Origin of the sequence: Kitasatospora sp. NPDC056800 (assembly GCF_042789775.1) — a bacterium.
In the GTDB taxonomy this organism is placed as follows: Bacteria; Actinomycetota; Actinomycetes; order Streptomycetales; family Streptomycetaceae; genus Kitasatospora.
In genome coordinates this window covers 1-13032 of the sequence record NZ_JBHUAL010000250.1, presented here as the reverse complement: position 1 = coordinate 13032, position 13032 = coordinate 1, and the positions used below count along the sequence as shown (strand labels likewise).

At 74.5% G+C, this 13032-nt stretch carries 11 protein-coding genes; 4 read left to right on the top strand and 7 right to left on the bottom strand.

The genetic code is table 11. From position 1 onward, the window contains the following. Nucleotides 1–5: 5 nt before the first annotated feature. On the bottom strand, nt 6–1607 hold the full coding sequence (locus ACFRQN_RS36280; protein ID WP_380744780.1) for a PucR family transcriptional regulator: 1602 nt from the start codon (nt 1605–1607) through the stop codon (nt 6–8). Between the two features lie 388 nt (nt 1608–1995). Between ACFRQN_RS36280 and pruA the strand changes: the two genes are divergently transcribed. Next, nucleotides 1996–3624: an L-glutamate gamma-semialdehyde dehydrogenase gene (gene pruA, locus ACFRQN_RS36275; RefSeq protein WP_380744778.1), complete on the top strand. Its 1629-nt coding sequence runs from the start codon at nt 1996–1998 to the stop codon at nt 3622–3624. A 160-nt stretch (nt 3625–3784) separates the two neighbouring features. After that, nucleotides 3785–4714 (top strand): proline dehydrogenase family protein, encoded by a 930-nt coding sequence (locus ACFRQN_RS36270; protein ID WP_049654995.1) that lies wholly within the window; start codon nt 3785–3787, stop codon nt 4712–4714. Between the two features lie 65 nt (nt 4715–4779). On the opposite strand, the gene ACFRQN_RS36265 is transcribed toward ACFRQN_RS36270, so the two are convergent. Continuing rightward, nucleotides 4780–5373: a Uma2 family endonuclease gene (locus ACFRQN_RS36265; protein ID WP_049654993.1), complete on the bottom strand. Its 594-nt coding sequence runs from the start codon at nt 5371–5373 to the stop codon at nt 4780–4782. Nucleotides 5374–5522: 149 nt separating this feature from the next. Between ACFRQN_RS36265 and ACFRQN_RS36260 the strand changes: the two genes are divergently transcribed. Further along, nucleotides 5523–6215 carry an RraA family protein gene (locus ACFRQN_RS36260; RefSeq protein WP_049654991.1) on the top strand — a complete coding sequence of 231 codons (693 nt, stop codon included), beginning with the start codon at nt 5523–5525 and terminating at the stop codon, nt 6213–6215. 17 nt (nt 6216–6232) lie between these two features. On the opposite strand, the gene ACFRQN_RS36255 is transcribed toward ACFRQN_RS36260, so the two are convergent. The 4 genes from ACFRQN_RS36255 to ACFRQN_RS36240 all read right to left on the bottom strand — a co-directional run bounded on the left by ACFRQN_RS36255 (nt 6233) and on the right by ACFRQN_RS36240 (nt 10577). Then, a complete protein-coding gene (locus tag ACFRQN_RS36255) occupies nt 6233–6751 on the bottom strand; it encodes a GNAT family N-acetyltransferase (RefSeq protein ID WP_380744775.1) in 519 nt (172 codons plus the stop codon). 59 nt (nt 6752–6810) lie between these two features. After that, nucleotides 6811–7776, bottom strand: coding sequence for an SGNH/GDSL hydrolase family protein (locus ACFRQN_RS36250; protein ID WP_049654985.1), 966 nt, complete (start codon nt 7774–7776; stop codon nt 6811–6813). A gap of 124 nt (nt 7777–7900) precedes the next feature. Further along, nucleotides 7901–9190 (bottom strand): TerD family protein, encoded by a 1290-nt coding sequence (locus ACFRQN_RS36245; protein WP_380744782.1) that lies wholly within the window; start codon nt 9188–9190, stop codon nt 7901–7903. Nucleotides 9191–9362: 172 nt separating this feature from the next. Next, a complete protein-coding gene (locus ACFRQN_RS36240; protein WP_380744773.1) occupies nt 9363–10577 on the bottom strand; it encodes a hypothetical protein in 1215 nt (404 codons plus the stop codon). Between the two features lie 329 nt (nt 10578–10906). Between ACFRQN_RS36240 and ACFRQN_RS36235 the strand changes: the two genes are divergently transcribed. Further along, nucleotides 10907–11407, top strand: a complete 501-nt coding sequence (locus ACFRQN_RS36235) for an SsgA family sporulation/cell division regulator (protein ID WP_074001657.1) — start codon at nt 10907–10909, stop codon at nt 11405–11407. Nucleotides 11408–11446: 39 nt separating this feature from the next. On the opposite strand, the gene ACFRQN_RS36230 is transcribed toward ACFRQN_RS36235, so the two are convergent. Next, nucleotides 11447–12883 carry a helix-turn-helix domain-containing protein gene (locus tag ACFRQN_RS36230; protein ID WP_220450064.1) on the bottom strand — a complete coding sequence of 479 codons (1437 nt, stop codon included), beginning with the start codon at nt 12881–12883 and terminating at the stop codon, nt 11447–11449. Nucleotides 12884–13032 lie beyond the last annotated feature (149 nt).

Here is a 13032-nt window from a genome sequence, read left to right as displayed (position 1 = left end):
GCGGACTACTCGTCCGCGGGCAGCCGCAGTTGCAGCATCGCCAGCAGGCGCTGCTGCGGCTGGGCGAGGTCGATGCCGGTCAACTGCTCGGCGCGGCGCACCCGGTAGCGCAGGGTGTTGGGGTGGATGTGCAGGGCGTCCGCGGCCACCCGGACCTCGCCGAGCGCGTCCAGCCAGGCCAGCACCGACTCGGCGAGCCGGGTGCCGTGCCGGCGGTCGTACGCGGTGAGCGCGGTCAGCCGCGGGTCGCGCAGGCCGGTGCGCTCCTGGAGCAGCGCGAGCATCTCGCTGACCAGCACCTCCGCCTGGACGTCGATCAGTGCCGCGACGTCGAGGTCCACGCCGCCGCGGCCCATCGCGTCCAGGATGCGGTCCGCCTGCGCGCGGGAGTCAGGGACCTGGGCCAGGCCGTCGACGGTCGAGCCGATCGCGGCGCGCAGCGGGACGCCCAGGTGCTCCCGGGCGGCCGCCACCACCTCGAAGGCCCAGTCGCGCACGGTGGTCATCGGCAGGCCGGGCGGCAGCTCGGGCAGCAGCACGTACACCCGGGACTCGATCGGGGCGAGCAGCGCGGTGCGGTGCCGGGCGGCGGTGTGCACCGAGATCAGGCCGGTGACGTCGGAGCGGTGCAGCACGTCGGTGGTGTGCGCGCTGTAGGCCAGCACGGTGGCCGGGCGGCGCAGGTCCAGGCCGAGGTGGGTGGCGAGCGACTGGGGGCCGGTGGAGCCCTCCAGCAGGCCGGTCAGCAGCGTCTGGGTGAGCCGGACGTCGGCGGACAGCTCCCGGCGGCGGCGCACCAGCTGGGCGGCCGCGACCCGGGCGGCGCCGACCAGGGACTGCTCGGCCAGCGGGGCCAGCGGCTGGGCGCCCTCCTGCACCCAGATGGTGCCGAGCGGCTGCGCCCCGGCCCGGATGCCGACCGCGAGGCGGCGGCGCAGGCCCAGCTCGGGGTGCGGCTCGACCGCGATCGGGGTGTCCGAGCTGCGCAGGTGCTGGAAGATGCCCCACTCGCGGAGCTTGGACAGGTACGGCTCCGGGCCCTGCCAGCCGAGGATGGACAGCCGGCGCAGGTCGTCGACCTCGTCGGAGTCGGAGGAGCGGGAGTAGGCCAGCACCCGGCTGGAGGTGTCCTCGATCGAGACGATGCCGTTGGTGAGGATGGCGACGGTCTGGGCGAGGGAGAAGAGGTCGCCCGCGTTGGGCTCGGGGGCGCCGGGGGCGTCCGGGGCGTCCGGGCCGGCGATGATCGCCCGGGCCAGCGAGTCGAGGTGTTCCCAGCGGGTCTCGCGGCGCACCGAGAGCAGGGCGACGCCCGCGTCGGTGGCGGCCTCGCGCAGCGCGTCGGCCTGGCCGGGGCCGTCCAGCTTCACCGCGACGGCGGCGGCCCCGGCCCGGCCGGCCGCGCGCAGGGCGGGCAGGGCGGCGCGGCCGCGGGCGCCGATCGCGAGCACCAGCTCGCCGGGGGCGGCGGTCGGCGGGTCCTCCGGGTCGAGGATGGCGACGTCGCGCACCGGGACGTCCAGGCCCAGCGGGGCGGCCTGCAGCTCGACCAGCGGTTCGCCGAGGGACATCAGGAGTTGACGGAGCGGCAGGCCGGGGGTGGTCACGCCGGTCCTCCTTCATCCGCTCGGACAACGTTTCGCGGTCGATTTTAGCCGGACGGACAGAGATTCGGCGTGGCCGCCGGACCGCGGCCCGGCGCGCGGGCGCGCCGGGGCCTGCCGACGGGCACCGGCGTGCGAGCCGCCTTCGCGGGCCGGGGGCGTGAGCCCGGAGGCGCGAGGTGGCGCGGGGTGGTGTGAAAGGTGGGGCGATCGGGGACGGTTCGTGACCGCGGCGTGACCGACTTCGTCGGGCCGGACAACGCCGTACGGGGGAATTTAGCCGCGCGGCCAATCAAGTCGCCCGGTGGCCAGGAATAGCGTTCGTGCTGTGGTCGGCGTGCAACCCGCGCCGGCAATCCCCCCGCACTGAACGAAGGAGAGCGTGCGCTCTATGGACGCTGTGACCCAGGTCCCCGCGCCGGTGAACGAGCCGGTCCACAGCTACGCCCCCGGGAGCCCGGAACGGGCCCGTCTGGAGGCCAAGCTGAAGGAGCTGGGCGGCCAGGAGCCGGTCCAGCTGACCATGATGATCAACGGTGAGCGCCGGATGGGCGGCGGCACCGAGATCCACGTCGTCCAGCCGCACAACCACGCGGCTCGGCTCGGCACCCTGCGCAACGCCACCCAGGCCGACGCGCAGGAGGCCATCGACACTGCCCTGGCCGCAGCCGAGGCCTGGCAGGCGCTCTCCTTCGACTCCCGCGCCGCGATCTTCCTCAAGGCCGCCGACCTGCTGGCCGGCCCCTGGCGCGAGACCCTGGCCGCCGCCACCATGCTCGGCCAGTCCAAGACCGCGCAGCAGGCCGAGATCGACACCCCCTGCGAGCTGGTCGACTTCCTGCGCTTCAACGTGCACTTCGCCCGCCAGATCATGGCCGAGCAGCCGATCTCCTCGGACGGCGTGTGGAACCGCAGCGACCACCGCCCGCTCGAGGGCTTCGTCTACGCGATCACCCCGTTCAACTTCACCGCGATCGCCGGCAACCTGCCGACCGCGCCCGCGCTGATGGGCAACGTGGTGCTGTGGAAGCCGTCCCCGACCCAGCAGTTCTCCGCGCACCTGCTGATGCAGCTGCTGGAGGAGGCCGGCCTGCCCAAGGGCGTCATCAACATGGTGACCGGCGACGGCCTGGCCGTCTCCGAGGTCGCGCTCAAGCACCCGGCGCTGGCCGGCATCCACTTCACCGGCTCCACCGCCACCTTCCAGCACCTGTGGCGCGAGGTCGGCACCAACATCTCCGGCTACCGCACCTACCCGCGGATCGTCGGCGAGACCGGCGGCAAGGACTTCCTGGTCGCCCACCCGTCCGCCGACCCGAAGGTCCTCAAGACCGCGATGACCCGCGGCGCCTTCGAGTTCCAGGGCCAGAAGTGCTCGGCGCTGTCGCGGGCCTACGTCCCCGCCTCGCTCTGGGCCGGCCTCAAGGACGAGTTCGCCGCCGAGGTCGACGGCCTCACCATGGGCGACGTCAGCGACCTGTCCAACTTCATGTCGGCCGTCATCGACGAGCGCTCCTTCGCCAAGAACAAAGCCGCGATCGACCGCGCCCAGGCCGACCCGCAGGTCGAGGTCCTCGCCGGCGGCACCTACGACGACTCGGTCGGCTACTTCGTCCGCCCGACCGTCCTGGTCTGCCAGGACCCGGCCGCCGAGTACTTCAAGGACGAGTACTTCGGCCCGATCCTGGCCGTGTACGTCTACGAGGACGAGAAGTACGAGGAGATGCTGACCCAGATGGAGTCGGTGTCCCCGTACGGCCTGACCGGCTCGATCATCTCCCAGGACCGCGCCGCGGCCCAGGACGCGATGCACAAGCTGCGCTTCGCCGCCGGCAACTTCTACATCAACGACAAGCCGACCGGCGCCGTCGTCGGCCAGCAGCCCTTCGGCGGCGGCCGGGCCTCGGGCACCAACGACAAGGCCGGCGCCAAGCAGAACCTGGCGCGCTGGACCTCGACCCGCTCGGTCAAGGAGACCTTCGTCCCGCCGACGGACTACCGCTACCCGCACATGGGCTGACCAGCCCCCTGACCAGCCGGCTCGTCCCGTAGCCACCGGTCACCCGCGACGCCCGGTCCCGCAGCCGGGCGCCGCCTCCCGGGGCGGCGGTGCCCCATCCCCGCACCGCCGCCCCGGCCCTTTCTGCCATCCTTAAGAAGCACCAGCTCCAGGAGTCACGATGCTCCGTTCCGCCCTTCTCGCGGCCTCCCGGTCCCCGCAGGTCCGCACCGTGGTCGAGAAGTTCCCGCCGACCCACGCGATAGTCGAGCGCTTCGTCGCCGGTGACGTCCTCGACGACGCCGTCACCGCCACCGACGACCTGATCGCCACCGGTCGCAAGGTCACCCTCGACCACCTCGGCGAGGACACCCAGGACGCCGCCCAGGCCGCCGGCACCGCCGAGGCCTACGAGCACCTGCTCAAGGCCCTCAAGGACACCGGCCTCGCGGCCGGCGCCGAGGTGTCGGTCAAGCTGTCGGCCGTCGGCCAGTTCCTCCCGGTGGACGGCGAGAAGATCGCGCTGGAGAACGCCCGCCGCATCTGCGAGGCCGCCGCCGAGGCCGGCACCACGGTGACCCTCGACATGGAGGACCACACCACCACCGACTCCACCCTCGCCATCGCGCGGGAGCTGCGGGCGGACTTCCCGTGGCTGGGCGTCGTGCTCCAGGCCTACCTGCGCCGCACCGAGGCCGACTGCCGCGACTTCTCCGGCGCCGGCTCGCGCGTGCGCCTGTGCAAGGGCGCCTACAAGGAGCCCGAGTCGGTCGCCTTCCAGGGCAAGCACGAGGTCGACCTCGCGTACGTCCGGGCCCTGAAGGTCCTGATGGCGGGCGAGGGCTACCCGATGATCGCCTCGCACGACCCCAACATGATCAAGATCGCCGGCCAGCTGGCCCAGTGGAACGGCCGCAAGCGGGACTCCTTCGAGTACCAGATGCTGTTCGGCATCCGCCCCGAGGAGCAGCTGCGCCTCGCCGCCGAGGGCAACACCATGCGGGTCTACCTCCCGTACGGCCAGGAGTGGTACGGCTACTTCATGCGCCGCCTCGCCGAGCGCCCCGCCAACCTGACCTTCTTCCTGCGCGCCATGGCCACCCGCGGCTGACCCGGCGCCCCAGGCCACGGCCCGCACCCCTGACGGGGGGTGCGGGCCGTCGCGCGTTGTCGACGTCAGAGGAACGGCTTCGTGTCGAGGTCGAAGTCGAACGGGGCAGGGAGCGCGAGCGGTTCGCCGAAGGCGGCGAGGTGCACCTCGGTGTACTCGTCGCGGTGCGGCTTGGCGAACAGACTGACCTGGGACTTCTCGCGGTCGATGAGGAGGTAGAGCGGGATGCCGGCCCGGGCGTAGCAGTGGCGCTTGGCGATGCGGTCCTGGTCGGGCTTGGCGGAGGTCACTTCCGCGACCATGGCGACGCCGTCCGGTTCCATCCAGGACGGTGCGCCCCGGAAGAGGCGGAGTTCCTCGGGAGCGAATGTGACGTCCGGGATGACGTGGTTCTTCGGACAGAGACCGCCGCTCACGAGGCGGAGGCCCTTGCCTCCGGAAACGCTCATATCGGTCTTGGAGCGCCGGATCACCTGCTTGAGCAGGTGGTTGATGTAGTCCTCGTGATCGCCGTCCGGCGGTGGTGCCACGATGATCTCTCCCTCGACGAGCTCGGCCCGGAAGCCTTCGGGGGAGTGCAGGCTCAGGAAGCTCTCCAGCAGGATGTCCGCCTGCGATGGGGAGCCCGTGATCGGTTGCTCATGCGCCACAGCACTCATGATGCCCCTCCTTCAGGTGGCCGTCACGCTACTGCGGTCCCGGAACGGGTTATGCCGCATATGGCATGGTTTCACTCGATGCTGTGAGTTTAAGTAGGACCTAGGATCTTCCTGCTGGTGAACTGGCTTTTCGAGTGGAGGAGTTGGGGATGCTGAAGGCTTTCGCGGAGCTGTCCACGCCGTTGGTGGCGGATGCCTGTGTGCGGCTCGGGGTGGGGGTGCGGGTGGCGCCGGCGGGGGTGGGGGCGGTGGTGGCCGGGGCCCGGGTGGCGGGGCGGGTGCTGCCGGTGCGGCACTACGGGAGCGTGGACGTGTTCCTGGAGGCGTACGGGGCGGCCCGGGACGGGGACGTGCTGGTGGTCGACAACGGCGGGCGGACCGACGAGGCCTGCATCGGGGACCTCGCGGTGCTGGAGGCGCGGGCCGCCGGGGTGGCCGGGATCGTGGTGTGGGGGCTGCACCGGGACACCCCCGAGCTGCGGGAGATCGGGCTGCCGGTGTTCAGTTACGGGGCGCTGCCGCTCGGCCCGGTGCGGTTGGACGACCGGGAGCCGGCGGCGCTGCTGACGGCCAAGTTCGGGCCGCACCCGGTGAGTGCGGAGGACGTGGTGTTCGCCGACCCGGACGGGGTGCTGTTCGTGCCCGGTGACCGGGTCGCGGAGGTGCTGGAGACGGCCGGCGGGATCGCCCGGACCGAGCGCGCGCAGGCCGCCCGGATCGCCTCCGGGGACACGCTGCGCCGGCAGACCTCCTTCGAGGAGTACCTGGAGCGGCGCGCCGCCGACCCGGCGTACAGCTTCCGGCGGCACCTGCGGCGGATCGGCGGGGCGATCGAGGAGTAGGAGCAGGGGTAACGGCCTTACAGCTTCCGGTACATGACGTGCAGGCCGACGTAGCCGTCCACGGGGTGGTCGAAGGCCTCGGGGACGGTGCCGACGACCTCGAAGCCGAGCGACTCGTAGAGCCGCACGGCGTGGTGGTTGTTGGCGACCACGGCGTTGAACTGCATGGCGCGGAAGCCGTAGCGGCGGGCCCAGTCGAGGGTGTACTCGACCAGGGCCCGCCCGATCCCCCGGCCGTGGTGGGCCGGGTCGACCAGGTAGCTGGCGCTGGCCACGTGCGAGCCGTTGCCGGGGCGGTTGCGGTTCATGGTGGCGGTGCCGAGGATCCGCCCGTCCCCGTCCACCGCGACCACCGTGCGGTTCGGGGCGGCGAGCATCCACCACTCCCGTCCCAGCTCGGAGGACATGTCCAGGGGGTAGGGGAAGGTCTCGCCGGCGGCGACGACGGTGTGGAAGAACGGCCAGATGTCCGGCCAGTCCTCGGGGACGGCTTCGCGGATGCGGACGGGAGCGGGCGCGGGCGTGGGCGTGGGCATCGGACCAGGATGATGCTCGAGGGGTGGGCGGGCCAGTGGTTTTCGGTCGGAGCGGCCGGTCAGCCGCCGAGGACGGCCTTCTCGACCAGGGCGGCGGTGTGCGCCTGGCCGGTGGCGTTGGGGTGCACCACGGCGTACTCGAGGGGGAGGACGCTGGTCAGCACGCCGTCCAGCCAGTGGTCGGCGTCGCAGACGCTGTGGCCGGCGCTGGCGGGGTAGAGGTCCACGAAGGTGTCGCCGTGGGCGGCGGTGCTCCGGGCGACGAGCGCGTTGAGCGGTTCCACGATCGCGGTGCGGGCCCAGACGAGGTCGCCGCCGGTGAAGGTGCCGAACTGCAGGAGGTTGCCGAACTGGCAGAGCCCGGCGTTCTCGGGGACGAGGTGCGGGTAGCCGACGGTGAGGATCCTGGCGGACGGGGCCTTGGCGTGCAGCGCGGTCAGCATCCGGTCGTAGCCGTTGCGCAGCCGGGCGAAGCGGTCGGGCAGGCCCGCGTCGAACTTGTCCTTGCAGGGCGTGCCCCGGCCGAGCTGGACGGCGCCGAGTTCGATGCAGCTCTTGAGGATCTCGGCGAAGCCGAGGTCGTTGCCGCCGATCCCGACGGTGACCAGGCCGGTGGCCGGGTCGACGGCGTCGATCTGCGGCGGGACGGGCGGGTAGGGGCCGTTCGGGTCGGTGCCGAGCGGCGGGAGCGGGCGGCCGAGCGGGGCTTGCGCGGTCACGTCGACGCCGTCGGTGGTGGCGCCGCTGCAGCTGACGTTCCGCAGGTCGGCCAGGGAGCCGAGGTCGCGGCGGATGATCTCGGGGTAGGAGTCGACGGTCCGGGCGCAGCCGTCGCGGGGCGCGGTCTCGTCGCCGGTGGCCTCGATGACCCCGGCGGTGTAGGAGTCGCCGAGGGCCGTCCAGCTCAGTGCGCCGGCGCGGGTGCCCGGCCGGGCGGCGGCCTGGGAGGTGGTCGGGGTGATCAGCCCGGCGGCGAGCACGGTGGCGGTGCCGGCGACGGCGAGGCGGGACAGGAAGCGTGGCACGGCTCTCCTCCTGGGGATAGGGGGAGAGTGCGGTTTCACCCTCCTGAGAGTCAATCGAGTCGCTCTGTGGACGACTTGATGCCTCGGGAGGGTGAAACCACGGGCAGGACGGTGACGCCGGGTGTCAGAGCGTCGCGGCGGCGGGCTCGATCATCGCCCGCGCGGTCTTGCCGTCGACGTACTCGCCGAGCGCCGTCATCTCCCACTCGCCGCCCGGGCGGCGGACCAGCTTGCACATCATCACACCGGTGTGGGGCTCGGAGTTGGTGAGGTCGAAGCGGACCAGCTCCTCCTCCGTCCGGGCGTCCAGCAGGCGGCAGTAGGCGTCGCGCACCTCGGTGAACCTCTGGCCGGAGAAGGAGTTCACGACGAAGACCAGCGCGTGGACCTCGGCCGGCAGGCCCTCCAGGTGGACGGTGATCGCCTCGTCGTCGCCGCCCTCGCCGCCGACCAGGTTGTCGCCGGAGTGGGAGATCGCGCCGTTGAAGATGCTCAGCTTCATGAACCAGGCCGTCTCCAGCCGCTTGTGGCGGGCGTCGAAGGCGAGGCAGGAGGCGTCCAGGTCGATGTCGCGGCCGCGGGCGGCGGACTTCCAGCCGAGGGCCATCCGGACGGAGGAGAGGAAGGGGCGGCCGTTCTTGACCAGGGAGACCGAGCTGCCCTTGACCAGGTTGACCCGGCCCTTGTCCAGGGTGACCTTGCCGGGGGCGGCCGGGGCCGGGGGAGCCGCGGGCGGGGCCGGGACGGTGGTCTGGCCGGTGGCGAGGGCGATCCGCGGGTCGATCGGGGAGGCCGCCGGTGCCGGCGGCACGGGCGGGGCGGCCGGCGGAGCGGTCGGGAGCTGGATGGTCCGGTCCATCGGGGCCGGCGGTACGGGCGGTGCGGCCGCCGCCACCGGGGCGGCGGGCGCGGGGGCCGGGGAGTCGTCGACGGTGACGCCGAAGTCGGTGGCGATGCCCGCGAGGCCGTCGGCGTAGCCCTGGCCGACCGCGCGCACCTTCCAGGCGCCGCCCCGCTGGTAGACCTCGACCACGATGAGCGCGGTCTCCAGGCCCAGCCGGGGCGGGGTGAAGGTGACCAGCACCTCGCCGGTGTCGGCGTCGCGGACGGTGGCGGTGGGCTCCGTCCCGGCGAAGGTGGAGACCTGGTCGGCGGGGCTCGCGGTGACCACGATCTTGGTGATCCCGGCCGGGACGGCCCGGGTGTCGACGGTGATCGCGTCGGGGGTGCCGGCGGAGGCCGGGCGGTGGCTGACGCCGGGGCCGTTCGGGGCGTTGAAGAAGACGAAGTCGTCGTCCGAGCGGACCTTTCCGGCATCGGTCAGCAGCAGGCCGGAGACGTCCAGCGCCTTGGGCGCGGTGACCTCGACGGTCACTCGCGCGGCGGTCAGCGGTGCGTTGCCGCCTTGGGTCAGGACGGTGGGCACGGACTCCTCCTCGGGTGCGGAACGGCGGCCCGGCCGGGGCCGTTGGGGGCGCCGGGCCGGGTGCTGCCCACAGTAACGAACGAGGGTGCGGGGATGCGCCCGTCCGGCGGGGCCGGCTGTCGGATCGTCGGACGATCGTCCGCTGCGGGCCGTCGGCGGCTCAGCGGGCCGCGGCGGTCGGGGTCGCGGTCGGGGTCGCGGTCGGGGTGGTGGCCGGTGCGGCGAGCGGCGTGGCGGCCGGGGTGCCGGGCGCGTACGGCTCGGCGGACGGCGGCGGCGGAGGCGGGCCGAAGGAGCCGAGCGCCGCGACCGCACGGGGGCGGTCGAGGGCGAAGGCGGAGACGCTCCAGCTCTCCGTCGGGGCCGACTTGCGCACCACGGCGGACGGGTCGGCCGTCGGACGGGCGCCGCGGACGCCGAAGGAGTAGTGGCCGGGCCGGACGTCGGTGCCGGGCGGGGTGGTGAAGCGGTAGACGAGGGTGCCGCGCTCCTGCTGGACGGTCACCACGGCGCCCGGCAGGTCGGTCCAGGCGGAGCCGGGGCCGGGGGCCGACTCGCCCGGGGCGAGCCGGAACTCGGCCTGGAACGCGGTGACCGGCTCGGTGGCCGCGAGGGTGAGCTGGTGGCGCAGGCCGTCGCGGCCCAGCGGGGAGACCCGGGCGGCGCCGGTCAGCGCGTGGTCGGTGTCCGCGCTGTCGTCGGTGCCGTCGGTGTCCGGGGTGTCGCCGGTGTCCGCCGCGCCGTCGGTGTCCGGGACGGGCAGGGCGGGCGGCGGCGCCGGGCGGCCGGGGGTGGGCGGGCCGAAGCCGGGCTGCTTGGCGCCCGGGGCCGGGACGGAGACGGAAGGGGAGGGCGAGGGGCCGGCCGGGGCCGTGGCGCCGAGCAGCCCGGCCTCGGTGCCCGCGAGCTGGGTGCCTGAGGCGGGTGCGTCCTGCCCGGCCGAGGCCTGGCCGCCGGTCTGGGGTGCGCCCGGGACCGTCGCGCGGGGCGCGGGCGGGGAGGCGGCGACCGGGGGGTCCACCGAGCGGTGCGTGGACGGGTGCGTCGAGGGCCGGTTCGCGGCGGGGGAGGACGACGGGCCGTCGGTCGGGGTCTGCGCCGAGACCGCCTCGGCCTCCTCGGTGGCGCCCGGCGTGGGCGGCGGGGTGCTGCCGACCCGGGCGACGCCGGCCCGGCGGCCGATCCCCTGCTGTTCGTTGAGCAGCAGGGTGGTCGCGATGCTGATGCCGACCACGGTGGACATCGCCATCGCGGCGCCGGAGAAGCGCAGGGTGGGCAGCCGGAACAGGCCGCCGAACGGGCGCGGCCGCCCGTGCCGGCCCTGCCGTGCGGGCTCGTGCTGCACGTCCCGCGCGGTGTCCTCGCGCACAGCCACCGGACCCCTCCCTCCCCGAAGCCGCCGTCGCGTCGCCGTATTCTCCCACGCGCCGCCGCCGGGCCCGGCTCCGGCCGCGGAGGGCCGGTTCCACGCGGGCCCGCGTGGGGAGAGGGGAGAGCGTACCAGCGGGCGGCCGCGGCCCGGTCGCACCCCCTCCACTTCGCGGACATCCGTGCACCACACGGAAGTTGACGCTCCGTCTGATAAGCGTCGGCAGGGGAAGGAAGGCCCGGCCGGGGGTTATTGCAACCCCCTTGCAACCCTTGCCCGCCGTACCGGGCGTGACGCAGGCTGAGGGCATCCCACGCCGTCCCGGAGAGACCGTCATGCCGTCCGACCCGCTGTCCGCAGCCTCCAGTGCACCCCTCGCCGCCACCCCCACGGGCGGCGATGGGGAGGTCTCCACCGCCGCTCCGGCGGCGGTGGAGGAGGTGCTGATCCTGCGGATCTCGCTGGGCGAGGAGGTGGTCGGCGAGGTGCGCACCCGGTTCCGGTTCACCGCCGCGCGCCCGTACGAGGTGCTGCTGACCTTCCACCTGGGGCGGCCGGACGAGGCGGACTGGGTGTTCTCGCGCGAACTGCTGCGCGACGGCCTGCGCGCGCTGAGCGGCCAGGGCGACGTCAAACTGTGGCCGGCGTACTGCCCGTGCCACGGCTCGACGCTGCACCTGGCGCTCGAATCCCCGCACGGCAGCGCGCTGCTGGAGGCCTCCAAGCCCCGGGTGCAGGCCTGGCTGGACCGCACCTACGCGCTGGTCTCCGAGCACCAGGAGCGCCACTGCGGCCCCACGGACGCCGAACTGGCCGCGCTGCTCGCCGAGGGCTGAGGCCGGCCTCCGACGCCAGGCCGCCGGGCAACAGGGCCGTCAGCGGCGCTCCGGCGGCCCGGCGGCGCACGGCGGCGCGAGGGGCGGCGCGCCGGGCAACCGGGCCGTCCCCGCCGCCAGCGCGGCCCGCAGCCGCCGGACGGCCGGGGCCGAGGAGGCGGGCAGCAGGTCGTACGGGTCGTCCGGCCCGTCCACGCTGACCAGCACCGACTCGGCGATCCGGTACGGCCGGTGGGCCAGCAGCCCGCCCAGGTAGCGGCGCAGCCGGGACAGCTCGGCGCGGACCGTCACCGTCCGGCCCGCGTCGCCGAACAGCGCCTCGGCGAGCTGGGCGGCGGTGCTGCCCTCGCGTCCGGTGGCGAGCAGGAGCAGCAGTTCGGCGTGGCGCGGGCTGAGCGGGTGCGACCAGCTGTCGGCCGCGCCCCGGACGGACAGCTCGGGGCGGTCCGGGCGGCGCAGGTCGAGCCGCAGGTGGGCGCCCTCGGCCTGTTCGGCGGTCACCGTGCCGGAGCCGTCCTCCTCGGGCGGCCGGACCGGGCGCACCAGCCAGCCGTCGGCGAGCGGCTCCAGCGCGCACTCGCCGAGGCCGGGCACCCAGTGCACGGTGGCCGGGGTCCAGCCCTCGCTGGGCACCCGCAGCCGGCTGGGCGGCGGCAGCCCGGCCGCGGCGGCGGTCCAGCCGGCCGCGTCGACCACCAGCGCCGGGCCGCCGACCCGGGCGAGCAGCGGGGCGGCCAGGGCGCGCAGCTGGTGCAGCGCCTCCAGCCGGTGGGCGCGCAGCTCGGCCTCGGCGAGCCGGGCGGCGGTGGCGGTGAGCTGGATCAGGAACGGGCGGACGCTGTGCGCCGGGCCGCTCAGGTTGATGGCGCCGACCAGCCGTCCGGTCCCGGGGTCGCGCACGGGCGCGGCCACGCAGGTCCAGGCGTGGTGGCTGCGCAGGTAGTGCTCGGCGGAGTGGACGTGCATCGGGCGCCGGGCGCGCAGCGCGACCGCGATGCCGTTGGTGCCGACGCTCTCCTCGATCCAGCGGGCGCCGGTGATGAAGCCGATCCGGTCGGCGCTGCGGCGCAGGCCGCGCTCGCCCTCCTGCCAGAGCACGTGGCCCTCGGCGTCGGCGACGGCCAGCAGCAGCGGGGCCGCGCCGCCCACCTCCAGCAGGGTCTCGCGCAGCACCGGCAGGACGGCGTCGAGTCCGCTGGTGCGGCGGCGCTGTTCGATTTCGCCGGGGCCCAGCAGGACGGCGGCGGCGCCGGTGTCGGGGTCGAGGCCGAGGCGGCGCAGCCGGGCCCAGGAGTCGCCGATCTCGGGGCGGGGTTCGAGCAGGCCGGGGCCGCCGGTCTCCTCGGTGAGGGCGGGAACGGCCAGTTCCCGGGCGGCGGCGTCGGCGAGGGTGCGGTCGTGGACCTTGGCCAGCTCCGACGCGGTCGGCGGGGTGCGGCGCTCGGGTCGTCGGGACTGCCGTCCGGTCTGCCGCACTCGCTTCGCTCCTCGCCGCCGTTCGAGGACGCGTCGGGGCCGACGCGCTGACGAAAGCGTACGGGGGCGGTGGGCCGCTGGGGACGGGGTCGGGCAAGTCGGCATACCGGGCGGTACCGAACGCCGGGCCCCGGTCCGTACCCCCCTAC